The following is a 23,690-nucleotide window of genomic DNA, read 5'->3' on the forward strand; positions in this document are numbered from 1 at the left end:
GCCGAAACTGTCGCGCCGGTGAAGTTGCACCCTCAATGCAGAAGAGCTTTGGCCTTCGGCCGCGCCAGCCCTTCGGCAAGGCTGACAGCGGTGTCGAGGCCGCGCCCTGCCCCCAGCGCCACCACCGCCGGACGGCTGCGGCTGAGCAGCGCCCGCGCCGCGTTGCGCGTCGATTCAATGCTGACCGCATCGATCCGCGCGACCAGTTCTTCCGAGGTCAGCGGACGCCCGTAAGCCAGAATGTGCCGCGCCAGTTGCTCGGCGCGCGAGCTGCAGCTTTCCATTCCCATCAGAAGGCCCGCCTTCATCTGTGCCTTGGACCGGGATATTTCCGCTTCAGTGAGCGTTTCGACCGCGTTGTTCATTTCATCGACAATGACTTCCACCATCTCCGGCGCGTCGGTGGGATCGGTGCCGGTATAAAGCCCGAAGAATCCGGTATCGGAATAGGCCGCGTGGAAGGTGTAGATCGAATAGCAGAGCCCGCGCTTCTCGCGCACCTCCTGAAACAGCCGCGACGACATGCCGCCGCCCAGGATGTTGGTGAAGACCTGCAGGCTGAACAGCGACAGATCCGACTGCGGCACGCCTTCAAGCGCCAGCGTGAGATGCGCCTGCTCGAGATCGCGGTGAATGACGCGAGTGCCGCCCTTGCCGAACATCGCAGGCGTAGGCTTCGGTGCCGGCGTGCCGTCGAAACTCGCGAAACGCTGTTCGACTTCCGCAACCACATGCTTGTGATCGACAGCACCTGCGGCAGCGACGACCATTTCGGGGCCGCGATAATGCGTCGACAGATAGCCTTGCAGATTGTCGCGATTGAACGCGGCCAGCGTCTGCGGCGTACCCAGCAGGGAGCGGCCCATCGGCTGGTCCGGATAACACATTTCGCTCAGGTGCTCGAAGATCGCATCGTCCGGCGTATCCTGCGCCGCGCCGATTTCCTGTTCGATCACACTCTTCTCGCGCTCAAGTTCTTCGGCATCGAACGACGGGTTAGCGAGAATATCGGACAGCACATCGAGCGCCAGCGGCACGTCGGCCTTCAACACGCGCGCGTAATAGGCCGTCGTCTCGGTCGAGGTCGCCGCATTGAGGTCGCCGCCGACCGCCTCGATTTCTTCCGCGATCTGCTGCGACGTCCGCCGTGTCGTGCCCTTGAAGGCCATGTGTTCCAGCAGATGTGACATGCCGTGTTCATTCGGCTTCTCGTCGCGGCCGCCGACGCCGGTCCATACGCCGAGCGCGGAGGTCTCCAGATGCGTCATGGTGTCGGTGACAACGGTCAAACCCGAAGGCAGCTTGGTAACGTTGACGCTCATCCGGCGATCCCTTGCTTGGCGGCGCGGCTCACCGAGACGATAAACCGTTCGACCTCTGTCTGGTCGTTCTTCATGACCTTGATGTGTTCAGGCTTCGTCATCAGGCCGTCGAGCCACGCGGGCAGCGGCGGACGCATTCCGCACGCAGCCTCGACGGCATCCGGGAACTTGGCGGCATGCGCGGTCGAGAGCACAATGTTCGGCACCGTCGACACCGGCTTGTCCTGATCCGCGACCGCGAGCGCAACAGCGGTATGCGGATCGATCAGTTCGCCCGCCTCGCGCCACGCAGCGCGGATCGCCGCACTGGTCTCGGTCTCGTCGGCGCGTCCTGCGTCGAATTCGTCGCGAATTTGTTTCAACACCGCGTCGCTCAGCACAAAGCGTCCCGACTGCGCCAGTGAACCCATCAGCGCGCGCACAGCGGCGCTGTCGCGGCCGGTCGCCTCGAACAGCAACCGCTCGAAGTTCGACGAGATCTGAATGTCCATCGACGGCGACGTGGTGGCGTGAACCTGCTTGACCTCGTAAATGCCGGTCTTGAGCGTGCGCGCCAGAATGTCGTTGACGTTGGCGGCGATCCGCAGCCGCCTGACGGGAAGGCCCATGCGCTTGGCGACATAGCCCGCGAAGATATCGCCGAAATTTCCGGTCGGCACCGTGAAATCGACTTCGCGCGCAGGCGCGCCAAGCGCCACAGCCGACGTGAAGTAATAAACCACCTGCGCCACAATACGCGCCCAGTTGATCGAGTTGACGCCCGACAGCGAGACGGAATCGCGGAATTTGTGATGGTTGAACAGGCCCTTCACGATGCCCTGACAATCGTCGAAGTTGCCTTCGATCGCGAGCGCATGGACGTTGGCCGCGCCGCTGGTGGTCATCATGCGCCGCTGCACGTCGGAAATACGCCCGTCCGGAAACAGCACGATGAGATCGGCGTTGTCGCGACCGGCAAATGCATCGACCGCCGCACCGCCGGTATCGCCGGAGGTTGCAACCACGATGGTGGTGCGCTGTCCCCGTTTGGCCAGCACATGATCCATCAGCCGCGACAGCAACTGCATCGCCACGTCCTTGAACGCGAGCGTGGGGCCGTGAAACAGTTCCAGCACGAAACGATCCGGCGCGATCTGGCTGAGCGGCACCACGGCCGGATGGCGGAAGGTCGCGTAGGCTTCAAGCGCCATACGGCCGAGATCGGCTTCGGAAATTTCGTCCGCGACGAACGGGCGGATCACCTCGACGGCGACTTCCCAATAGGGGCGGCCAAAGAATCCGGCGATCGTTTCGCTGGAGAGCTGCGGCCAGACCTCCGGCACATAGAGGCCGCCGTCCCGGGCAAGCCCGGTCAGCATCACGTCGCAAAAGCCAAGGCGGGGAGCCTCGCCCCGTGTCGAAATATAGCTCGTCAAGCGATCCTCCAAAGGCTCAAGCCTAGTGCAAGCCTTTGATATTGAATGATGATTGACTTCACCCGCAGGGAAATCGAACCGCACCATATCGGCTGCGATCCGGCTTCACAAGGAAACCGGATCGCTCCGCGAGGCTCAGATGAGGCCCCGCCGCCGCCCTCTGACCCAGAAACCGAAGGCGATTGCGACCACCAGTGCGAGGCCGAACCATGTGATGGCATATTGCAGGTGATCGTCCTTGAGATGGACGTGCAACGGACCCGGTTTCGGGGTGCCCGACGGTGGCACCGGCGCTTCCAGATCGATATAGAACGGCGCCACGTCACCCCAGCCGAGCGCCTGCGCCATGGCGCGGTGATCGCGCGAGAACCACAGCCGCTTGGCAGCGTCCTGGTCCGGCGTGAACGTGCCGGGCTTTTCCGGAAAGCGAATGTAGCCGGTCATCGCGACCGGCGCGCCGGTCACGAGCCGCGTCACCGCGCGGTCCTGCTGCGCGCGATCCTGCATCGTGTTCTGCACGAAGCCCGCATTGATCACCACGACGCGGCCGTCAGCCAGCCGCGCCGGCATAAAAGCCCATGTGCCCGGCCCGGAAATGTCGTCGCGCACCGCCGAACCGGAACTGTAGATCATGGCGTCCGGCTTCGACTCGAAGGTCGCACTGAAAGAGACGCGCAGAAATTCGTCGTGCGCGGAATTGAGCGTGGGCCATTCCGCGGCAGATGGCAGCGCGCGCGGCGCGCCCGCAAGCCGCTCGGTGAGCGCCGCGATCAGCGCATGCTTTTCGTCCTTGCGGCGAAGTTGCCAGACGCCGAGGCTCGCCAGCACCGACACCATGATCAGCGCGATCAGCGCGAGGCCGAAAATGCCGCGCGCGGGCCTGGCCGTTTTCACCTGACTCATTTCGGGTCACGCCCGACGAGTTGTCCCTCGGCGGCCTTGTGATGATACTGAAGCGCGATCAGCAGCGCCTTCATCGACCGCAGCGGCAGCAATGTCGTTGCCAGGATCAGCGGCCCCCACAACGCAGCGTGGACCCAGAATGGCGGCTGGTACTTGATCTCGACGATCAGCGCGGAGCCGACCACAATGAAGCCCGCGATCATGATGATGAACACGGCCGGACCGTCTCCCGCATCGATGAAAGCGTAATCGAGACCGCAGGCCTCGCAGCGCGGACGCAACGTCAGAAACCCCGCATAGAGCTTGCCTTCGCCGCAGCGCGGACACTTGCAGGCAAGACCGCGCATCGCGGTTTGCGCCAGGGTCGCGGGAACGTGCTGGTCCATGCCCGTACTCGTCTCCAAAGAAAAAGGGCGGCACGGTGGCCGCCCTTCAATCTAGGTCTTTTGAACGACCATTGCGACGGTTAGTGCGCGCCGTGCGCCATGGTCGATGCGCCATGTCCCCAGACATAGATCACGACAAACAGGAACAGCCAGACCACGTCCACGAAATGCCAGTACCACGCGGCAAATTCGAAGCCGAGATGCTGCTTCGGTGTGAAATGGCCCGCATACGCGCGCAGCAGACACACCAGCAGGAAGATGGTGCCGACCAGCACGTGGAAACCGTGGAAGCCGGTCGCCATGAAGAACGTCGCGCCGTAAACGTTGCCGGCAAAGCTGAACGCGGCGTGGCCGTATTCATAGGCCTGCACGCAGGTGAACAGAGCGCCCAGGGCGATGGTGAGGATCAGTCCGTACTTCAGGCCCTTGCGGTCGCCTTCGAGCAGCGCGTGATGAGCCCAAGTCACCGTGGTGCCGGAGGTCAGCAGGATCAGCGTGTTGAGCAGCGGCAGATGCCACGGATCGAAAGTCTCGATGCCCTTCGGCGGCCAGACGCCACCGAACAGCGCCTCACGCGTGGCGTGAACCGGATCGGCCGGGAACAGCGCTGCGTTGAAATAGGCCCAGAACCACGCCACGAAGAACATCACTTCGGAGGCGATGAACAGGATCATGCCGTAGCGGTGATGAAGCTGCACGACGCGGGTGTGATCGCCCTTGTACTGCGCCTCGCGGATCACGTCCGCCCACCAGCTCGCCATGGTGTAGAGCACGCCGATGGTGCCGACGCCGAACACAATCGGCGCGCCGGCGAACATCTTGTGCATCCATGCGACGGCGCCCACGGCCATGATGAAAGCCGAGATCGAACCGACGACCGGCCATGGGCTCGGATCGACGAGATGATAATCGTGGTGCTTGGCTTGGCCCGTTGCCATGTGGTCTCTCCGTGATGCCGGTGTCATCCGGCGCGTGTCGTCGTTATGGTCGAAAACAGAAGATCAAAGGTTGCCCTTGCGCTTGTCCGTCTCCGTTGCCGCAAGCGGCTTTGGCGCAGGATCTTTCACAGGGTAGAACGTATAGGACAGCGTGATGGTGTTGAGGTCGTCATACTCATGATCCGCGACCAGCGCCGGATCGACGTAGAACACCACCGCCATCTCGCGCTTCTCGCCAGGACCGAACGATTGCTCGGTGAAGCAGAAGCAATTGATCTTCTGGAAGAACGAACCTGCCGTGAGCGGTGCGACGTTATAGGCGGCGACGCCCGTGGTCGCGCGCGCGGCCTGATTGGTCACCGTGTAGTAAGCGGTGACCACCTCGCCGATCTTGACGCTGATCTCGGTCTGCTCGGCCTCGAACTTCCAGGGCAGCCCGCCGCTCACATTCGAGTCGAACCGCACGGCGATCCGGCGCTCGAGCGTGCCTGCAGGCGCGGACGTCGCAACCTGCGTGGTGCCGTTGAATCCGGTGGCGCGGCAGAACCAGTCGTAGAACGGCACCGCTGCGTAGGAAGCGCCGACCATGAACGCCACGACGAAACCGCAGATCGACGCGACCATGATGTCGCGGCTGACCCGAGGCGTCTTCCTGGTGCTCGTTGGTTGCTGCGTCATCGGCTGCGTGTCGTTGTCCATTCGTTCAGTGCCGTCAGATCGGCCGTGAGAGCACGATCGGGCCCTTCACCAGCGTCACTGCGAAAAACAGGATCACCAGCACACCCAAGGCAAGTGCAATGGCAATGGAACGCTCGCGCTGGCGCTTTTTCTGCTCCGGCGTGAGAACGATGCCTTCTTGCGGCTTCTTGCTGTCCATGACGATACCCGCGCTCATGACCAGAACATCCGCGCGAGCGCCGCAACCACCACTTCACACAGCAGCACGGCAAACAACCCGAACAGATAGAGGATCGAAAACTTGAACAACGCGCGCGTCGCTTGCAGGCCGGCACTGCCGGTGCGCTCGCGATAAACGCGCACCGCGTACCACATCATGCCGGCGCCGAGGATGGCCGCCGTTACGCCGTAGACGGCGCTGAAATATCCCAGCGGCCACGGCGCGATCGCGACTGCGACCAGCAGGATCGTGTAGAGCAGGATTTGCAGCCGTGTCGCATCCGGGCCGGCGACGTTCGGCAGCATCGGGATGTTGGCGCGTCCGTAATCGTCGGTGCGGAACAGAGCCAGCGCCCAGAAGTGCGGCGGCGTCCACAGGAAGATGATGAGAAACAGCAGGATCGGCTCCGGCGACAGCGATCCGGTGGCCGCGGCCCAGGCCACCACCGGCGGCAATGCGCCGGCGGCGCCGCCGATCACAATGTTCTGCGCGGTCCAGCGCTTCAGCCACATCGTGTAGACGACGACGTAAAAGAAGATCGTGAAAGCCAGCAGCGCACCCGCGAGCCAGTTCACGAGAATGCCAAGCGTCATCACCGAGAAGAACGCCAGCGTCAGACCGAAAGCAAGCGCCTCGCCGGGCAGGATACGCCCACGCGGAATCGGACGGTTCGCGGTGCGCGACATCAGCGCATCGATATCGGCCTCGTACCACATGTTCAGCGCGCCGGCAGCGCCGCCGCCGACCGCGATGCAGAGGATCGACGTGATCGCCAGCACGGGATGAAAATGCCCCGGCGCGATCACGAGTCCGACCAGCGCGGTGAACACCACCAGTGACATCACGCGCGGCTTCAGCAGCGCGATGTAATCCGCGACGCCTGCCTCGGAGATACGAGGCGACATATCTATCGCGCGATGGTCGACAGCCGACACTTGTTGCTCACTTCCCTGAACGTTTCAGCCGCCACGACCTTTCGGCCGTGGCGGATGCTTTACCCAGCCGCGAAATTACTGAACGCGCGGCAGAACTTCGAACTGATGGAATGGCGGCGGCGACGACAGCGTCCATTCCAGCGTGGTTGCACCGGCGCCCCACGGATTGTCGGCGGCCTGTTCCTTGCGGACGAACGCCTGGATCACGCCGTAGATGAAGATCAGCACGCCGAACGCGGAGATGTACGAGCCGATCGACGACACCAGATTCCAGCCGGCGAATGCATCGGGATAATCGATGTAGCGGCGCGGCATGCCCGACAGGCCGAGGAAATGCTGCGGGAAGAACACCAGGTTCACGCCGACGAAGGTCACCCAGAAGTGCGCCTTGGCGATGGTCTCGTTGTACATGTAGCCGAACATCTTCGGGAACCAGTAGTACCAGCCCGCGAAGATCGCGAATACGGCGCCCAGCGACAGCACGTAGTGGAAGTGGGCGACGACGTAATAGGTATCCTGCAGCACGCGGTCGACGCCGGCGTTGGCGAGCACCACACCGGTCACACCGCCGAGCGTGAACAGGAAGATGAAGCCCATCGCCCAGATCATCGGGGCGCGGAATTCGATCGATCCGCCCCACATGGTGGCGATCCACGAGAAGATCTTCACGCCGGTCGGCACCGCGATGACCATGGTCGCCGCGACGAAATAGGCCTGCGTCGCGGATGACATGCCCACCGTGTACATGTGATGCGCCCAGACCACGAAGCCGATGCCGCCGATGGCGACCATGGCGTAGGCCATGCCGAGATAACCGAACACAGGCTTGCGCGAGAAGGTCGAGACGATCTGCGAGATCATGCCGAAGCCCGGCAGGATCAGGATGTACACTTCGGGGTGGCCGAAGAACCAGAACAGATGCTGGAACAGCACCGGATCGCCGCCACCGTCGGCCGCGAAGAACGTGGTGCCGAAGTTGCGGTCGGTCAGCAGCATGGTGATGGCGCCGGCCAGAACCGGCAGCGACAGCAGCAGCAGGAACACCGTGACGAGAATCGACCACACGAACAGCGGCATCTTGTGCATGGTCATGCCAGGCGCGCGCATGTTGAAGATCGTGGTGATGAAGTTGATCGCGCCGAGAATCGACGATGCACCGGCGATATGCAGCGACAGGATCGCGAAATCGACCGCGGGACCGGGATGGCCCGAGGTCGAGAGCGGCGCGTACATCGTCCAGCCCGCACCGACGCCGTTCGCGCCCGGCTCGCCCTCGACGAAGGTCGAGATCAGGAGCAGCGCGAAGGAAGCCGGCAGCAGCCAGAACGAAACGTTGTTCATGCGCGGGAACGCCATGTCCGGTGCACCGATCATCAACGGCACGAACCAGTTGCCGAAGCCGCCGATCATCGCCGGCATCACCATGAAGAAGATCATGATGAGGCCGTGGGACGTCACGAACACATTGTAGGTGTGGGCTTCATGGAAGAGCTGCACACCGGGATACATCAGCTCGATGCGGATCGCGACCGACATTGCGCCGCCGATGACACCCGCGACGATCGCGAAGATAAGGTACATCGTGCCGATGTCCTTATGGTTCGTCGAATAGACATAACGCCGCCACCCGGTCGGGTGATCGTGCGCATGGTCGTCATGAGCGTGATCATGTGTTGCAGCGGAGGTGGCCATTTTCAAATCCTTTAAGCCTTGCAGTCCCGTCAGCCTTGCGACCGTGAGCGTCGTGCGCCCGGCCGCCCTTGTCCGTCGATGCGCTTACTGCGCGACAGCCCCGATCGAAGCGTAGGAATTCGCCGGAGTGCTTGCATACTTCTTCTTCGCGGCCTCGACCCATTTCGTGAAATCGGCGTCGCTCACAACCTTGATCGCGATCGGCATGTAGGCGTGGTCCTTGCCGCACAATTCCGAGCACTGGCCGTAGAACATGCCTTCCTTGGTCGCCTTGAACCATGTCTCGTTGAGACGGCCGGGAACGGCGTCGATCTTGACGCCGAATGCCGGCATCGCGAAGGAGTGGATCACGTCGGCGCCTGTGACCTGCACCCGGATCACCTTGTTCACCGGGACAACCACTTCATTGTCGACGGCCAGAAGGCGCGGCTGCTTGTCGGCGACCATCAGCGAGTCGAATTCGAACTTGCCGTTGTCGGGATAGGCGTAGCTCCAGTACCACTGCTTGCCGGTGGCCTTGATCGTCAGATCAGCCTTCGGAATATCGAGCTGCTGGAAAAGCAGACGGAACGACGGTACGGCGATGCCGACCAGAATCAGGACCGGCACGATGGTCCAGACCACTTCGATCAGCGTGTTATGGGTGGTCTTGGAGGGGACCGGGTTCTTCTTGGCGTTGAACTTGACGGCCACGATGCCGAGCAAAATCGCGACGAAGACCGTGATCGCGGTGATGATCCAGAGCAGAAAATTGTGGAACCATGTGATGTTGTCCATCACCGGCGATGCGGACGGCTGGAGCGCGTATTCCCAGGGCGAGGGCTGACCCAGCGTCCCGGCCGCGAAAGCTGCCCCTGCCGTTGCCAGCGCGGTGGCAGCCACCGCAAAACCCAGTACTCGGCGGCCGATTTGGCCCTTCGACATCTTCATGCCGCTCTCGCTCCTGCTCTCGTCGTCCCGGCGATCCCGCCGGGCGGCAAGATCTGCTTCTAAGCCTGCATTTTCAGGCGCGTTCAGGATTTCGGCCTTCGGCCCAAGGTTAGAACGCGTCGAATTTCCCGTTCCTCAAACCATAATTCCATGCCTACCGCAATGCACGTTATAAGGTGTCTGAAAGAGCCGAATCCCATTGGCAAATCGGCCAAAACTGACGGCCCTGCGGCGGGAGAATGCTTGACACTTGGATTGCTCGTTGTACCCACGGGCGACATAGGTGGCGAAAACCCGATTCGTGGCTGTAGAGGTGGTGCGTCCCGGCGATAACTTGCCCTCAAGACGCCGTCATTACCCTATCAATCCAGCCCTCAGGCAGGAGACGCTGGGGAAACTGCCGGGACAGGCCGGAATTGTCATGCCGGGAATGGCCGAGATCACTGCCAAGGAATTGAGCCTGATGGGCGTGCGAAACCAAGCTTTCTCAATCCGCAATCACGCGATCCTGCCGATTCGGCTCGCGCTTGTCGCGGTGGCGACTCTTCTGGCGACTGCCGCTCCGGCCAGCGCGCAGGGAGCCGTCAAATCCGTCCACGGTGACTGGCAGATCCGCTGCGATACCCCCGCAGGCGCGCAGGGCGAGCAATGCGCCCTGATCCAGAGCGTCGTCGCCGAAGACCGTTCCAATGCGGGACTGACGGTTATTATTCTCAAAACCGCGGATCAGAAGAGCAAGCTGATGCGGGTGGTCGCGCCGCTCGGCGTCCTGCTGCCGTCAGGCCTCGGCCTGAAGCTCGACGACAAGGACGTGGGGCGCGCCGGCTTTGTGCGCTGCCTGCCGAACGGGTGTGTTGCCGAAGTCGTGATGGACGATACGCTACTCAATCAGTTGAAAACCGCAAAAACCGCGACCTTCATTATCTTCGAGACCCCGGAAGAAGGCATCGGCTTCCCCCTCAGCCTGAAGGGGCTCGGCGAAGGCTACGACAAGCTGCCGTAGACTCTGACCCTTTGGCGAGAGCCGGAAAATGCTCCCCTCGCCCTCCGGCACGATCGTCCCTATCTTGTGGGCCTGACCTTCGCCGCCATTTTTGCGGCCTTGGAGTTCCCGGGAGTTTTTTATGAGCCAATCGTCCGACACCGTCGCCGTCACCGCCTCCCTGCTCGATCGCGCCGGTCTCGACCGTGACGACGTGCGCAAGCAGGTCGTGCGCGGGCTGGAGGGAGCCGACGACGGCGAGCTGTTTCTCGAATACCGCCAGTCCGAAGGGCTCGGCTTCGACAACGGCCGCCTCAAGCAGGCGACCTACGACACGGCGCAGGGCTTCGGCCTGCGCGCGGTCAAGAACGACGCAGTCGGCTACGCCCATTCCTCCGACGTATCATTGCCCGCGCTGATCCGCGCCGCCGATGCGGTTCATGCGGTGCGCGGCGGCTATTCCGGAACATTCGCAGCCGCCCCCGGCCACACCAACACGCGGCTTTATGGCGACGAGAATCCGCTCGACGGTCAGAGCTTCGAGAGCAAGGTGAAGCTGCTGGCCGAGATCGACGCCTATGTGCGCGACAAGGATCCTCGCGTTCGGCAGGTCTCCGTCAGCCTCGGCGCGACGTGGCAGATCGTGGAAATCCTGCGCCCCGATGGCGAGAGCTATCGCGACGTCCGCCCGCTGGTGCGCGTGAACATTTCCGTGGTCGCAGGCAACGGCGACCGGCAGGAAAGCGGCAGCCACGGCTACGGCGGACGCGAGGGTTATGCGCGCTTCATCGAGACCAAGGCATGGCGCTCGGCGGCCGACGGCGCGATCCGTCAGGCGCTGGTCAATCTGGAGTCAGTGCCCGCGCCCGCAGGCGAAATGGACGTGGTGCTCGGCCCCGGCTGGCCCGGTGTGATGCTGCACGAAGCCGTGGGTCACGGGCTCGAGGGCGATTTCAATCGCAAGCAGACCTCGGCCTTCTCGGGCCTGATGGGCCAGCAGGTCGCGGCCAAGGGCGTGACCGTGGTCGATGACGGCACCATCTCATCGAAGCGCGGCTCGTTGTCGATCGACGACGAAGGCACGCCAACCAATCGCACCGTGCTGATCGAGGACGGCATTCTCGTCGGCTACATGCAGGACCGCCAGAACGCACGGCTGATGAACATGAAGCCGACCGGCAACGGACGGCGTGAATCCTATGCGCATGTGCCGATGCCGCGCATGACCAACACCTACATGCTGGCCGGCGGCCGCGATCCCGCGGAAATTCTTGGCTCCGTCAAAAACGGAATCTTCGCCGCGAATTTCGGCGGCGGCCAGGTCGATATCGTTTCGGGCAAGTATGTCTTCCAGTGCACCGAGGCTTACAAAATCGAAAACGGAAAACTCGGCGCGCCGCTGAAAGGCGCAATGCTGATCGGCAACGGCCCCACCGACCTGCATCGCATTTCAATGGTCGGCAACGATCTGCAACTCGACGACGGTATCGGCACCTGCGGCAAACAGGGCCAGGGCGTGCCGGTCGGCGTCGGTCAGCCGACACTGCGGATGGATCGCATCACCGTCGGCGGCACCGGCTAGGCACAACCAGTTTCGGAAACGATCATGTCCGAGCACAGAGAAGAGCTGGAAATTCCGCGCACCGCGAAGTCGTCGCGATCCTGGACCCGATCGCTCGTCGAGATCGTCGCGGCTTTCCTGATCGTGATGGCGGCAAAGGGCGCGCTCGCCGAGCCGTTTTACGTGCCGTCGGGCTCGATGGAGCCGACGCTGCTGATCGGCGATGCGCTGCTGGCGTCGAAATATCCCTACGGTTACAGCGCGGCATCGCTGCCGGTGAACGTGGCGCTCCCCGCGACCGGACGTGTATTCGGCGCGCTGCCCGATCGCGGCGACGTCGTGGTGTTCCGCTGGCCCGGCGACACGTCGCAGGTCTGGGTCAAGCGCGTGGTGGGTTTACCGGGCGACCATGTGCAGATGCGCGACGGATATTTATGGATCAACGGCCAGCCCGTCTCATTGAAGCCCGACGGCCTCGGTCAGGCCGAGGACGAAGCAGGACGCAACAGGCCCGCGAAGCGCTTTGTCGAGACGCTGCCCGGCGGCCGCGCGCATATGCTGTTCAAGCAGCGCGAGCACGGCTTCCTCGACAACACGCCCGACGTCACCGTGCCCCCGGACCACCTGTTCGTCATGGGCGACAACCGCGATAATTCAGCCGACAGCCGCGTGCGTGTCTCCGATGGCGGCGTCGGACTTCTGCCGGTCGCAAATCTCGTCGGCCGTGTCGATGCCATCGTCGGCTCGTGGGATCTCGGCATCAGAAGCCAGCCGGTGTGGACATGGTTGTCGGGATTCCGGATCGCGCGATCGTTTACGTCGGTGCATTGAGATCGCTGCGCGCGTATCCGCTAAAAATACGCGATTGAACGCCCGCAGATCGCGACCGCAATCCAGATCGCAAGCGACGCCATCGCCCCGGTCCGCGCGCCGGAAGGCAACGGAACCAGCGGCGGCAGATCCTTCACCTTCGGCGCGATGAGGATTTCGAACAGCGCTATGTTGAGCAGACCAAGTACAATCAGGCCGAGCTTGACCTGAAACACACGGTTCATGATGACGTGGCTGGCTTCCGCCGTGAACAGGAATGCACCCGACACGACAAGGCCGGCAAACCCGGCCAACGCGACGCGGCGCGCCATCTTCAGCACATAACCCGGTGAGGTCGCGGACAACGCTCCCGCCATCCGCATGTCCATCACGGCGATGGCGCCCGCGAACACCATCAGCGAGACGATGTGACCGACATTGGCGACCATGTATAGCCAGCGCGATTGCCGGATGGCCGCGCCGAAAGCCGATGCCTCGATCGCGGAGAAGATCGCAGGCGCGGACTCCATCATCAGCGCAACTCGTAGGTCTTGCCGTCCACCGTAATCCGTTCCGCGCGCATCTCGTTCATCTCGATGGTCGAAGGATAGCCATAAGCCGACACCGTCTTGCCGACGGCCACGACTTCAGCCGGCGCGCCGCGCGCGATCATGCGCGATGTCGGCGCCAGCGTCACGGTCCATATCTTGTCCGCGCCCTTCACGGCGATGGTCGCGTGGGGATTCTCGAACGTGCTCGTCAGAATCGAGCCCTCCACCGTCACCGGTTTGCTGGCGTCGTAACTTCCCCAGCCATGATGTGCGACAGCCGTCATGGTCGTGACGGCGAGAATGAAAAATCCAGCGATTGCAAGGCAGCTATGTCTCATCGGAGCGCTCCTGACCGTTCGATCCAGCCCGAACAACCCAGCTTAACGCGCAAATCGGATAATCGTTTGTCCCTGCGGAGCGGATTATCGCACCACGCCGGAAATGAACCCCGGCTTGCGGCGCGGCGGTTTCACGTGATCCTTCAGGAAACAGCGCGCTGATTTGCCGATATAACCCGGCCGCGCGTAGGTCCACGCCCGGCACTTGTTGTCGGCATCGCACGCTGCCTTGCATGTCGTGCCATTCGGATCGACGCCCACTTCGAGATTGCGAAAATCGCCGCCGAGTCTGTCGGTCTCGACTTCCAGCGTGCTGTTGCGCGGCTCGACAACACCGGCGCCGCGAACGCCCGACACGCAGCAGTTGCTCGCGGTGCGTGGCGGAACGCTGTTCTTCAGCCAGCAGATTGCGCCGTCTTCATTGACCAGCGGATAATTGAAACTCCACGCCCGGCATTTTCGGTCGCGCTCGCATTGCAGGGCGCAGACCGCAGGATCTCCGGACGGCACCACCGAGCGCGAATAGTCGCCGCCGGGCCGGTCGAAATTGGCTTGCGCGTGCGCGGGCTGACCCTGCACGACAAGCATCACGGCGAGCGCAATGGCGAATGACAAACATGCGTTCAAGCATGATCTGAAAGTACAGATTCGAAGCATGCCATCGCTTTCAGCGGGGGGACGGACGCCATCCGGTGAGCGATGGGCAAACGTCCGGGCGGACGACGCCTATTCAATCGCCGCGCTGATGTATGGCAGATGAACGGCAGATAAATGCCGGAACAACATTCTCGTGAACCGGCGCATCCCGATCGGCAAAGAACCGTGATGCTGTGTGCGGCCTCGCGCTAAGTCATTGAGAAAACGCTAAAAAGCATACTCGTCATAGGCCGGCTCCACCGAGCCGCCCCAAGCGCCGTTGAATTTCGCGAGGAGCTGTTCGGCCGGCGTATGTCCGCATTCGATGATGCGGTCGAGCGGGTCCAGATACCGCGTCTCGTCGCGACCGAGATGATCAATTCTGCCGCGTCGGGCCAGACCCCTGTGCGCCAGCGCCATGCAGTCCTTGGCCACCTCGAACAGATAGCGGTTGCCGATTTTCGCCTTGAAGCCCAGCCGGGGGACGTCGTCGCGCAAGGCCTGGCGCTCCTGCACGGTCCATCGTCGGGCGATATCCCACGCGGCGTCCAGACTGTCGTTATCGTAAAGCAGCCCAACCCAGAACGCCGACAGCGACGGCAACTGCTGTGACGGCACGCCGTCGGCGCCGCGCATTTCGAGATACCGCTTCAGCCGCACCTCAGGGAAAATCGTCGAGAGATGATTGGCCCAGTCGGACAGCGTCGGCTTTTCGCCTGGCATCATCTTGTTCTTGCCGTCGAAGAAATCGCGGAACGACGATCCGGACACGTCGATGTAATCGTCGCCGCGCTTGACGAAATACATCGGCACGTCGAGCGCGTAATCGACCCAGCGCTCGAAGCCCATGCCGTCCTCGAACGCCCACGGAATCATGCCGGCGCGGGCATTGTCGGTGTCGCGCCAGATTTCGGAGCGGAACGAGAGGAAGCCATTCGGCTTGCCTTCGGTGAACGGTGAATTCGCGAACAGCGCGGTGGCCACCGGCTGCAGCGCTACCGACACGCGCAGCTTCTTGACCATGTCGGCTTCGGAGCAGAAATCGAGATTGGTCTGCACCGTGCAGGTCCGGTACATCATGTCGAGGCCGTACTGGCCCACCTTCGGCATGTAATCGGTCATGATCCGGTAACGGCCTTTCGGCATCACCGGAATCTGTTTGCGCGACCATGATGGCGTCATGCCAAGGCCGAGAAATCCGATGCCAAGCGGTGTCGCGATTTCGCGGACCTGCGCCAGATGCGCCATCAGTTCGGACGAAGTCTGATGCACGGTCTCGACCGGCGCGCCGGACAATTCGAACTGACCGCCCGGCTCCAGCGAGATGGCGCCGCCGCCGGTCACATCGTAAAGCCCGATAATGTTGCCGTTCTCCGTGATCGGCTCCCAGCCGAGCAACAGCTTCATGCCTTCGAGAAGAGCGCCGATACCCCGCGCGCCTTCATAGGGGACGGGCTTGTGGCCTTCCAGCGTGAACGGTGTTTTCTCGTGCTCTGTGCCGATGCGGAATTCGGATTTCGGCTTCACGCCCGCTTCCAGCCACGCGACCAGTTCGTCACGCGACTGCAACGGCGTCATATCAATCTGGTCACGCGCCATGAGACATCCGGGTAAGAAGCGTAGCTGTCATTTTCAGCGCGCGATGCAGGGAAGTGCGACGGATGCAGGCATCCGTAGCCACGAGAGGTAAACAAAGGATCATCGGGCGGACGTGGTTTCTTTGGCAGCGTCCCTGGAGACCGCAACAGCTTGCGGCGCGCCGGCGCAGCAGCCGAGCCTGTCGAGCAGACCGCTCAGCCTGACCGCATCGGCGTCCGACAGTTTCGAGCCGATGTGACGTTCGATCGCCGCGGAATACGAGTTCCACATCCGCTTCTGCAACTCGCGTCCGGCGTCCGTGATCTCGACGAACAGGCCGCGCTTGTCCTTCTCGCACTCGCGACGCACGGCAAGGCCTTCCTCGACCAGACGATCGATCAGGCGCGAGGTGGAATACTGCGGCAGCAACATCTGCTTCTCGAGTTCGACCGGGCGCAGTTCACCGCTCGGCGCGCGCGACAGTTCGAGCAGCGCGTCGTACCAGGCGAGCGGCGGAAATCCCGCCTTCTTGAGATCCTGCTCGACAGCGCCGAGCACCTTGCCTTGAACCCGCATCAGGCGGATCCAGACATCCGTCGCTTCGGTGGATGGTTTGCGTTTCATGGTATCGTCCATGCCGTGGGGACAGCCGAGCTTACCCCAATAAATGCAGTTGCATCAATCTTGACTTATGACAGCATTTAGTGGACCGCCATGGGTATTGCCAATGCCCCGGCCTCTCGAATCTTCAAAAGGATACCTCCCATGAAACTCTATTATTCCCCCGGCGCCTGTTCGCTTTCGCCCCATATCGCCCTGAAAGAGGCCGGTATCCCGTTCGATCTGGTCAAGGTCGACCTCAAGGCCAAGAAGCTCGAGGACGGCAGCGATTACAAGGCGATCAACCCCAAGGGCCAGGTCCCGGCGCTGGGCATGGACAACGGCGAAATGCTGACCGAAGGCCCGGTGATCGTGCAGATGATCGCCGACAAGGTTCCGGGCAAGAATCTGGTTCCCGGCAACGGGACCGCGGAGCGCTACCGCCTGCAGGAGTGGCTGAATTTCGTCAGCACCGAATTGCACAAGAATTTCAGCCCGCTGTTTCAGCCGGCGCTTTCGGACGACACCAAGGCGTTCTTCAGGGACCGGATCATGGGCAAGTTCGCCTACATCAACGACGCGCTCGCGGGTAAGGATTACCTGATGGGCAAGCAGTTCACCGTGCCGGACGGCTATCTGTTCACGATGCTGCGCTGGGCCGACGGCATGAAGATGGATCTTTCGGGCCTGAAGAACCTGATGGCGTTCAAGGACCGCGTCGGCGCGCGTCCGAAAGTGCAGGAAGCGCTCGCCGCTGAAGGTCTGATGAAAGCTTCGTAAGCGCGATCATATCCGAGAATGAAAAAGGCGGGATCATCGATCCCGCCTTTTTGTATTCTTACGAAGCGATATTTACGCCGCGAGCTTTTTCGGCGGGAAGCGACCGTAGAAGGTCTCGCCCTTGGCCGCCATATCGATCAGAAGCTTCGGCGGCGTGAACCGCGAGCCGTACTTCTTCTCCAGCTTGTGGCACAGCTCGACAAAGTTCTTTGTGCCCATGAAGTCGATGTAGGACAGCGTGCCGCCGGTGAATGGCGCGAAGCCGAATCCGAGGATCGAGCCGACATCGGCCTCGCGCGGATCGGTGATGACATGATCCTCAACCGTACGCGCGGCTTCCACCGCCTGCACCACGAGGAAGCGCTGCTTCAGCTCCTCGATGTCCAGCGTATCCGGATCGAGGTGCTTGGGCTGCAAGGTGGACAGTTCGGGCCACAGCTTCTTCTGGCCCTTGCCCTTCTCGGGATAATCGTAGAAGCCCTTGCCGTTCTTGCGGCCGAGGCGTCCGCGCTTCTCGACCATTTCGACCAACAGCTTCTTCTGATCCTGATCGACCGCCTGCGTGCCGATGTCGGCCTCGGTGGCTTTCAGAATCTTCAGCGCAAGGTCGATGGCGATTTCGTCGTTGAGCGACAGCGGCCCGACCGGCATGCCGGCCATCTTGCCGACGTTCTCGATCATCGCCGGTGGCACGCCTTCCAGCAGCATCTCGTAGCCTTCACCGATGTAGCGCAGCACGCAACGGTTGGCGAAGAAGCCGCGTGAGTCATTCACGACGATCGGCGTCTTCTTGATCTGGCGGACGTAATCCAGCGCGGTCGCGAGCGCGACCTCGCCGGTGTTCTTGCCGACGATGATTTCCACCAGCATCATCTTCTCCACCGGCGAGAAGAAGTGAATGCCGATGAACTTCGACTGATCCTTCCACTCTTCGGCCAGCGAATTGATCGGCAGCGTCGAGGTGTTGGTCGCAAAGATCGCATCCGAGCGCAGCAGCGGCTGCGCCTTGGCATAGGTCTCCGCCTTGACGTTGCGATCTTCGAACACGGCTTCGATGACGAGGTCGCAGTCCTTGATCGCGTTGTAGTCCGGGGTCGCGGTGATGCGCGCGAGAATTGCATCGCCGTCAGCCTGCTTCATGCGGCCCTTGGACACTGCGGCATCGACCACAGCCTTGGCGTGACCCTTGCCCTTGTCGGCGCTGTCCTGATCGCGATCAATCAGTACGACCTCGATGCCGGCCTGCGCGGACACAAAGCCGACGCTCGCGCCCATGAAGCCGGCGCCAATGACGGCGAGCTTCTTCACCTTCGTGGCAGGCACGTTCTGCGGACGGCGTGCGCCCTTGTTGAGTTCGCCCATCGACACGAACAGGCTGCGGATCATCGCCGCCGCCTCCTTCGAGCGCAGGATCTTCGAGAAGTAGCGCGACTCGACGCGCAGCGCGGCATCCATCGGCAATTGCAGGCCTTCATAGACGCACTGCAGGATCGCGCGGGCCGCCGGATAATTGTCGTAGGTCTCGCGGCGCAGGATCGCGTTGGCCGGCGGGAAAAACTGCATTCCAGCTTTCGAGTAGACCGGCCCGGCGGGCAGCTTGAAACCCTTCTCATCCCAGGGTGCCACGGCCTTGCCGCCGGCCTTGATCCAGTCCTTCGCGGTCTTGATCAGATCTGCCGCAGGAACCACCGCGCCGACGATGCCCGAGGCAAGAGCCTTCTTGAGGTCGATGGCGTCGCCCTTGAGCAGCATCTGCAGGGCTTCCATCGGCTGAAGCATGCGCGGGAGCCGCTGCGTGCCGCCGCCGCCGGGGAAAAGCCCAACCTTGATTTCAGGAAGGCCAAGGCGTGTCTTGGGATTCTCGGAGGCCACACGATAGTGGCAAGCCAGCGTCAGTTCGAACGCGCCACCGAGCGCGAGGCCGTTGATCGCGGCAACCCACGGCTTGCCGGAGGTTTCGATGTTGCGCAGCGCCTGCGACAGCTTGCGGACTTCATCGAACACATACTTGTTGGCGATTTCCTCGCCCTTGGCTTTCAGCAATTCCAGATAGGCGCGGTTCATGCCTTCCAGCATGGTCAGGTCCGCACCACCGGAAAATGCTTCCTTGCCGGAGGTGATGACGACGCCCTTGATCGCGGCATCCTTGGTCGTGGCATCGACAATGGCCGCCAATTCGGTGCTGGTGGTCTCGTCCAGCACGTTCATCGACTTGCCGGGAATGTCCCACGTCACCAGCGCAATGCCGTCGGCGTCGGTCTCAACCCTGAAATTCTTGTAAGTCATGTGCTGTTCCTCAAACCCGCTCGATGATGGTCGCGGTGCCCATGCCGCCGCCGATGCACAGCGTGACGAGGGCCGTCGACTTGTTGGTGCGCTCCAGTTCGTCGAGCACGGTGCCGAGGATCATCGCGCCGGTGGCTCCGAGCGGATGGCCCATGGCGATCGCGCCGCCGTTGACGTTGATCTTGTCGTTGTCGATCTCGAAGGCCTGGATATAGCGCAGCACCACCGATGCGAACGCCTCGTTGAGTTCGAACAGATCGATGTCCGAAAGCTTCATGCCGGATCGCTCCAGCACTTTCTTCGTTACGTCGACCGGACCGGTCAGCATCATCGCGGGCTCCGAGCCGATATTGGCGAAGGCGCGGATTTTTGCACGCGGCTTCAGCCCGCGCTTCTTGCCGGCTTCCGCGCTGCCGAGCAGCACTGCGCCTGCGCCGTCAACGATGCCCGACGAGTTGCCGGCATGATGCACGTAGTTCACGGCCTCGATTTCCGGATGCGACTGCACGGCGACCGCGTCGAAGCCGCCCATTGCGCCCATCGCCGCGAACGAGGCCTGCAACTGCCCGAGCGACTGCATGGTCGTCGAAGGACGCATGTGTTCGTCCTTGTCGAGGATGGTGATGCCGTTGATATCCTTCACGGGGACTACAGAGTTCTTGAAGCGGCCCTCGTTCCAAGCCTTTGCGGCGCGCTGTTGGCTCTGCACGGCGTAGGCATCGACGTTGTCGCGCGAGAAGCCGTACTTGGTGGCGATCAGATCCGCCGCCACGCCTTGCGGCATGAAGTAGCTCGGCACGGCCATTGACGGGTCCATCGGCCATGCCGCGCCCGACGACATGATGCCGACGCGGCTCATGGATTCCGCCCCGCCGCCGATCGTCAATTCGTGTTGGCCGGACATCACCTGTGCCGCGGCGAAATTCACCGCATCGAGACCCGATGCGCAGAAGCGATTGATCTGGATGCCCGGCACCGAGGTGTCGAAGCCCGCGTTCATGGCTGCAAAGCGTGCGATGTCGCCGCCCGCCTCGCCGACCGGATCGACCACGCCGAGCACGACGTCGTCGATGCTGTCGGGCGCGAGGTTGTTGCGTTCCTTGAGCGCCTTCAGCGGCGCGGTCGCCAGCGCGAGCGCCGTCACCTCATGGAGGGAGCCGTCGGATTTGCCTTTACCGCGCGGCGTGCGGACATGATCGTAGATAAATGCCTCAGGCATAACGCCCTCCTTCGAGTCCCGGTTGTTGACGTTGTCGCGTTGGAGACCCGCACTGAATCTGCGCGGGATATTTCAAGAAATCAGAACGCCTCGGCGGGCAGCTCCATCATCGAGCCTGCGCCGGTCTGGATGCGCGACAGGCGCAGCGAGGTTTCCGGCAGCATCCGCTCCATGAAGAACTTGCCCGTGACGAGCTTGGCCTTCAGGTAAGGCTCCTCACCGGATTCCGCCAGCTTGGTCTGCGCGACTTTCGCCATGCGCGCCCACATGTAGGCGAGCGACACGAGGCCGAAAAGATGCAGGAAATCGGTGGAAGCCGCACCCGCATTGTCGGGTTTCGCCATCGCATTCTGCATCAGCCACATGGTCGCCTGCTGCAAATGCTGCAGCGAGGCGCTCATCGGCGCGATGTAAGGCTTCAGCGCTTCGTCCGCGGCGTTGTCCTTGGCGAAAGCCGAGACCTCGTTGAAGAACGCCGTGATGGCGCGTCCGCCGTCGCGGCCGAGCTTGCGGCCGACCAGATCCAGCGCCTGGATGCCGTTGGCGCCTTCATAAATCATGGCGATACGCGCATCGCGCACGAATTGCTCGACGCCCGTTTCCTGAATGTAGCCGTGACCGCCGTACACCTGCTGCGCCGCGACCGCGTTGGCGAAGCCGACATCGGTCAGCATGCCTTTGACCACCGGCGTCAACAGACCCATGTGATCGTCGGCGGCCTGACGCTCCTTCGCATCGTCGGAGCGATGCGCAAGATCGCTTTTCAGCGACGTCCACACCACCAGCGCGCGCGCCGCCTCGTTGAAGGCGCGGATCGACATCAGCGTGCGGCGAATGTCGGGATGCACGATAATCGGATCGGCGGGCTTGTCCTTGGCCTGCGGCCCGGTCAGCGCGCGGCCCTGCAGGCGGTCCTTCGCGTAGGCCGCTGCGTTCTGGTAGGCGACCTCGGATTGCGCGAGGCCCTGCACGCCGACGCCGAGTCGCGCCTCGTTCATCATGACGAACATCGCCGCCATGCCCTTGTTTTCTTCACCGACCAGTGTGCCGACCGCGTTGTCGAAATTCAGCACGCAGGTCGAATTACCGTGGATGCCCATCTTGTGCTCGATCGAGCCGCAGGAGACGCCGTTCGGCTCGCCGCTGAGTGAACCATCCGCCTTGAGCTTCACCTTCGGCACCACGAACAGCGAGACACCCTTGATGCCCGCGGGCGCGCCTTCGATGCGCGCCAGCACCAGATGCACGATGTTCTCGGTCAGATCCTGCTCGCCACCGGAAATGAAAATCTTGGTGCCGGTGATCTTGTAGGTGCCGTCGCCCTGCTTCACCGCCTTGGTGCGCATCAGGCCCAGATCTGTGCCGCATTGCGGCTCGGTGAGATTCATGGTGCCGGCCCATTTGCCGGCCATCATGTTCGGCACGAACGTCGTCTTCTGCTCGTCCGAGCCGTGAACCAGCAGCGCCGCCATCGCACCCATGGTCAGTCCGCCATACATGGAGAACGCCATGTTGGACGAACACAGGAATTCGTTGACGGCCTGCGACAGAGTCACCGGCAGACCCTGGCCGCCGTATTCCGCCGGACCCGACAGGCCGAGCCAGCCGCCATCCGCCAGTTGCCTGAACGCGTCCTTGAAGCCCGCGGGCGTGGTAACGCGGCCGTCGTCATGGCGCGTGCAGCCTTCGAGATCGCCGGAGTGATTGAGAGGCTGAAGCACCTTTTCGGAAAACTTGGCGGCTTCATCGAGGATCGCCGCGCGGACGTCCGCCGACGCATCGCTGAATCCGGGAAGGTTGTTGTAGCGGTCGATCTGGAAAACGTCGTTGAGAAGGAAGGTCACATCTTCGACGGGTGCTTTGTAGATCGTCATGGAATGTCTCTCAGTTCACAATGGACGCGGATTGCACGAGTTGTTTGGCGATGAACCGCCTCAGCACATGGACTGCCGTCAATGACCTCACCATGACATTGAAATGCGCGATGCGCGCCATCATCGGCGAGCGCGAGGCGCCATTCATACTGACGCCTTCGATCGCGTTGTTGAATTTAACCACCGCAGAATTGCATTGCCCATCCGCCGACAAGACCCGCCTGCGCAAGTGCAATATTCCGCCTAGGCATCCATACACCTCTGTACGGAGCCTAGCGTGCGGCAGCTTTTTGTGTCAATACACTTGTGTATGGTTGAAGCTGCCGAATCTTCACTCGCGAAAGACCGCCTTACCCGAGAGCAATGGATTGCCCACGGACTGCGGACACTTGCCCGGCAGGGGGCCGCCGCTCTGAAAACCGGCATGCTGGCCGAAGGGCTACAGGTCTCGAGGGGCAGTTTCTACTGGCACTTCGAAAGCATTGCCGATTTTCGCGCTCAACTGCTGGCGACCTGGCAGGAGCGCGCGACAGATGGAGTGATCCGCGAGATCGATTCGTCGATCGTAGGGCCCGCGCGCCTGACTCATTTGATGAAACTGGCTTTTAATGAAGACAGAAGCCTTGAGCGCGCCTTCCGCTCATGGGCCGCCTCAAATGCCGATGCCGCCAAAGTCGTCGCAACCGTGGATGCCGGGCGGGTTGCCTATATCGCCAAGCTTCTTCGCGAATCCGGCGTCGAGGCACGGGTGTCGATCCCCCGCGCGGAGTTCATTTACTGGGCCTATATCGGGCAGTCGTCCGTCATGAATTCCGCTCACGGAACAATAACGGAAGCGGATCTCGGCGATCTCAGCGGTCTGTTTTCCCGGCCGTCCTCAAGCTGACGCCTCAGGCCTGAAAATTAATAATAGTGGCGCCGCCGACGTTTCATTAACCCGGTATTTACCGTAACGCGAAAAAGTCGGGACTGGAAACAGGCGTCTCGCGTCGAAATTTGCTTGTCTCTTCAAAGGGACGCGAGGACCTGAAGCGCTGAGGCAGGAGCTGGCGCCAG

At 62.2% G+C, this 23,690-nt stretch carries 24 protein-coding genes; 5 read left to right on the top strand and 19 right to left on the bottom strand.

Translation table 11 applies throughout. From position 1 onward, the window contains the following. Positions 1-32 precede the first annotated feature (32 nt). The 10 genes from AC07UB_RS09370 to coxB form a co-directional block, all read right to left on the bottom strand. Positions 33-1,322 (bottom strand): M16 family metallopeptidase, encoded by a 1,290-nt coding sequence (locus AC07UB_RS09370; RefSeq protein WP_492791738.1) that lies wholly within the window; start codon positions 1,320-1,322, stop codon positions 33-35. Beyond that, positions 1,319-2,737 carry a threonine synthase gene (gene thrC, locus AC07UB_RS09375; RefSeq protein ID WP_492791737.1) on the bottom strand — a complete coding sequence of 473 codons (1,419 nt, stop codon included), beginning with the start codon at positions 2,735-2,737 and terminating at the stop codon, positions 1,319-1,321. The genes AC07UB_RS09370 and thrC overlap by 4 nt, the downstream gene beginning before the upstream one ends. Positions 2,738-2,872: 135 nt before the next feature. Next, positions 2,873-3,640, bottom strand: coding sequence for an SURF1 family protein (locus tag AC07UB_RS09380; RefSeq protein WP_492791736.1), 768 nt, complete (start codon positions 3,638-3,640; stop codon positions 2,873-2,875). After that, on the bottom strand, positions 3,637-4,026 hold the full coding sequence (locus AC07UB_RS09385) for a DUF983 domain-containing protein (RefSeq protein WP_492791735.1): 390 nt from the start codon (positions 4,024-4,026) through the stop codon (positions 3,637-3,639). Before AC07UB_RS09385 ends, AC07UB_RS09380 begins: the two co-directional genes overlap by 4 nt. Before the next feature lie 80 nt (positions 4,027-4,106). Next, complete coding sequence (locus AC07UB_RS09390; protein WP_492791734.1) at positions 4,107-4,964, bottom strand: cytochrome c oxidase subunit 3; 858 nt, start codon at positions 4,962-4,964, stop codon at positions 4,107-4,109. A gap of 63 nt (positions 4,965-5,027) precedes the next feature. Continuing rightward, positions 5,028-5,663 (bottom strand): cytochrome c oxidase assembly protein, encoded by a 636-nt coding sequence (locus tag AC07UB_RS09395; protein ID WP_494652745.1) that lies wholly within the window; start codon positions 5,661-5,663, stop codon positions 5,028-5,030. 13 nt (positions 5,664-5,676) lie between these two features. After that, positions 5,677-5,859, bottom strand: a complete 183-nt coding sequence (locus AC07UB_RS09400; RefSeq protein ID WP_492791732.1) for a cytochrome c oxidase system small membrane protein — start codon at positions 5,857-5,859, stop codon at positions 5,677-5,679. Then, positions 5,856-6,797 carry a heme o synthase gene (locus AC07UB_RS09405; protein WP_492791731.1) on the bottom strand — a complete coding sequence of 314 codons (942 nt, stop codon included), beginning with the start codon at positions 6,795-6,797 and terminating at the stop codon, positions 5,856-5,858. Before AC07UB_RS09405 ends, AC07UB_RS09400 begins: the two co-directional genes overlap by 4 nt. Positions 6,798-6,872: 75 nt before the next feature. Continuing rightward, the gene (gene ctaD / locus AC07UB_RS09410) at positions 6,873-8,489 is read right to left on the bottom strand and encodes a cytochrome c oxidase subunit I (protein WP_492791730.1); all 1,617 of its coding nucleotides are present in this window, start codon (positions 8,487-8,489) and stop codon (positions 6,873-6,875) included. Between the two features lie 84 nt (positions 8,490-8,573). Continuing rightward, complete coding sequence (gene coxB / locus AC07UB_RS09415) at positions 8,574-9,419, bottom strand: cytochrome c oxidase subunit II (RefSeq protein WP_492791729.1); 846 nt, start codon at positions 9,417-9,419, stop codon at positions 8,574-8,576. A 463-nt stretch (positions 9,420-9,882) separates the two neighbouring features. Here coxB and AC07UB_RS09420 point away from each other — a divergent pair, with 463 nt between their 5' ends. From AC07UB_RS09420 to lepB, 3 genes are all read left to right on the top strand, one after another. Next, positions 9,883-10,422 carry an invasion associated locus B family protein gene (locus AC07UB_RS09420; RefSeq protein ID WP_494653597.1) on the top strand — a complete coding sequence of 180 codons (540 nt, stop codon included), beginning with the start codon at positions 9,883-9,885 and terminating at the stop codon, positions 10,420-10,422. Between the two features lie 121 nt (positions 10,423-10,543). Next, on the top strand, positions 10,544-11,983 hold the full coding sequence (gene tldD / locus AC07UB_RS09425; RefSeq protein ID WP_494652748.1) for a metalloprotease TldD: 1,440 nt from the start codon (positions 10,544-10,546) through the stop codon (positions 11,981-11,983). 24 nt (positions 11,984-12,007) lie between these two features. After that, a complete protein-coding gene (lepB, locus tag AC07UB_RS09430) occupies positions 12,008-12,793 on the top strand; it encodes a signal peptidase I (RefSeq protein WP_494652749.1) in 786 nt (261 codons plus the stop codon). 20 nt (positions 12,794-12,813) lie between these two features. Here the strand turns inward: lepB and AC07UB_RS09435 are convergent, their stop codons facing one another. From AC07UB_RS09435 to AC07UB_RS09455, 5 genes are all read right to left on the bottom strand, one after another. Beyond that, a complete protein-coding gene (locus tag AC07UB_RS09435) occupies positions 12,814-13,305 on the bottom strand; it encodes a DUF6644 family protein (RefSeq protein WP_492791726.1) in 492 nt (163 codons plus the stop codon). Further along, a complete protein-coding gene (locus AC07UB_RS09440; protein WP_492791725.1) occupies positions 13,305-13,661 on the bottom strand; it encodes a DUF6152 family protein in 357 nt (118 codons plus the stop codon). The genes AC07UB_RS09435 and AC07UB_RS09440 overlap by 1 nt, the downstream gene beginning before the upstream one ends. 84 nt (positions 13,662-13,745) lie before the next feature. Further along, the gene (locus tag AC07UB_RS09445) at positions 13,746-14,249 is read right to left on the bottom strand and encodes a PAN domain-containing protein (RefSeq protein ID WP_494653599.1); all 504 of its coding nucleotides are present in this window, start codon (positions 14,247-14,249) and stop codon (positions 13,746-13,748) included. Between the two features lie 276 nt (positions 14,250-14,525). After that, positions 14,526-15,896 carry a glutamate--cysteine ligase gene (locus AC07UB_RS09450; protein WP_494652752.1) on the bottom strand — a complete coding sequence of 457 codons (1,371 nt, stop codon included), beginning with the start codon at positions 15,894-15,896 and terminating at the stop codon, positions 14,526-14,528. A gap of 99 nt (positions 15,897-15,995) precedes the next feature. After that, positions 15,996-16,499: a MarR family winged helix-turn-helix transcriptional regulator gene (locus AC07UB_RS09455; RefSeq protein ID WP_492791723.1), complete on the bottom strand. Its 504-nt coding sequence runs from the start codon at positions 16,497-16,499 to the stop codon at positions 15,996-15,998. A 141-nt stretch (positions 16,500-16,640) separates the two neighbouring features. Between AC07UB_RS09455 and gstA the strand changes: the two genes are divergently transcribed. Next, positions 16,641-17,255 carry a glutathione transferase GstA gene (gstA, locus tag AC07UB_RS09460; protein ID WP_492791722.1) on the top strand — a complete coding sequence of 205 codons (615 nt, stop codon included), beginning with the start codon at positions 16,641-16,643 and terminating at the stop codon, positions 17,253-17,255. 72 nt (positions 17,256-17,327) lie between these two features. On the opposite strand, the gene AC07UB_RS09465 is transcribed toward gstA, so the two are convergent. The 4 genes from AC07UB_RS09465 to AC07UB_RS09480 all read right to left on the bottom strand — a co-directional run bounded on the left by AC07UB_RS09465 (position 17,328) and on the right by AC07UB_RS09480 (position 22,782). After that, entirely contained in the window at positions 17,328-19,541 is a 2,214-nt protein-coding gene (locus tag AC07UB_RS09465; RefSeq protein WP_494652754.1) for a 3-hydroxyacyl-CoA dehydrogenase NAD-binding domain-containing protein, read from the bottom strand. A gap of 10 nt (positions 19,542-19,551) precedes the next feature. Further along, complete coding sequence (locus tag AC07UB_RS09470; RefSeq protein WP_492791720.1) at positions 19,552-20,760, bottom strand: acetyl-CoA C-acetyltransferase; 1,209 nt, start codon at positions 20,758-20,760, stop codon at positions 19,552-19,554. 80 nt (positions 20,761-20,840) lie between these two features. Next, on the bottom strand, positions 20,841-22,634 hold the full coding sequence (locus AC07UB_RS09475; RefSeq protein ID WP_492791719.1) for an acyl-CoA dehydrogenase C-terminal domain-containing protein: 1,794 nt from the start codon (positions 22,632-22,634) through the stop codon (positions 20,841-20,843). Between the two features lie 10 nt (positions 22,635-22,644). Next, positions 22,645-22,782, bottom strand: a complete 138-nt coding sequence (locus tag AC07UB_RS09480) for a hypothetical protein (RefSeq protein WP_492791718.1) — start codon at positions 22,780-22,782, stop codon at positions 22,645-22,647. 162 nt (positions 22,783-22,944) lie between these two features. Between AC07UB_RS09480 and AC07UB_RS09485 the strand changes: the two genes are divergently transcribed. Further along, positions 22,945-23,520, top strand: coding sequence for a TetR/AcrR family transcriptional regulator (locus tag AC07UB_RS09485; protein ID WP_492791717.1), 576 nt, complete (start codon positions 22,945-22,947; stop codon positions 23,518-23,520). Positions 23,521-23,690: the final 170 nt, after the last annotated feature.

The sequence above is a fragment of the Afipia sp. GW821-FHT04G03 genome (genome assembly GCF_059419985.1).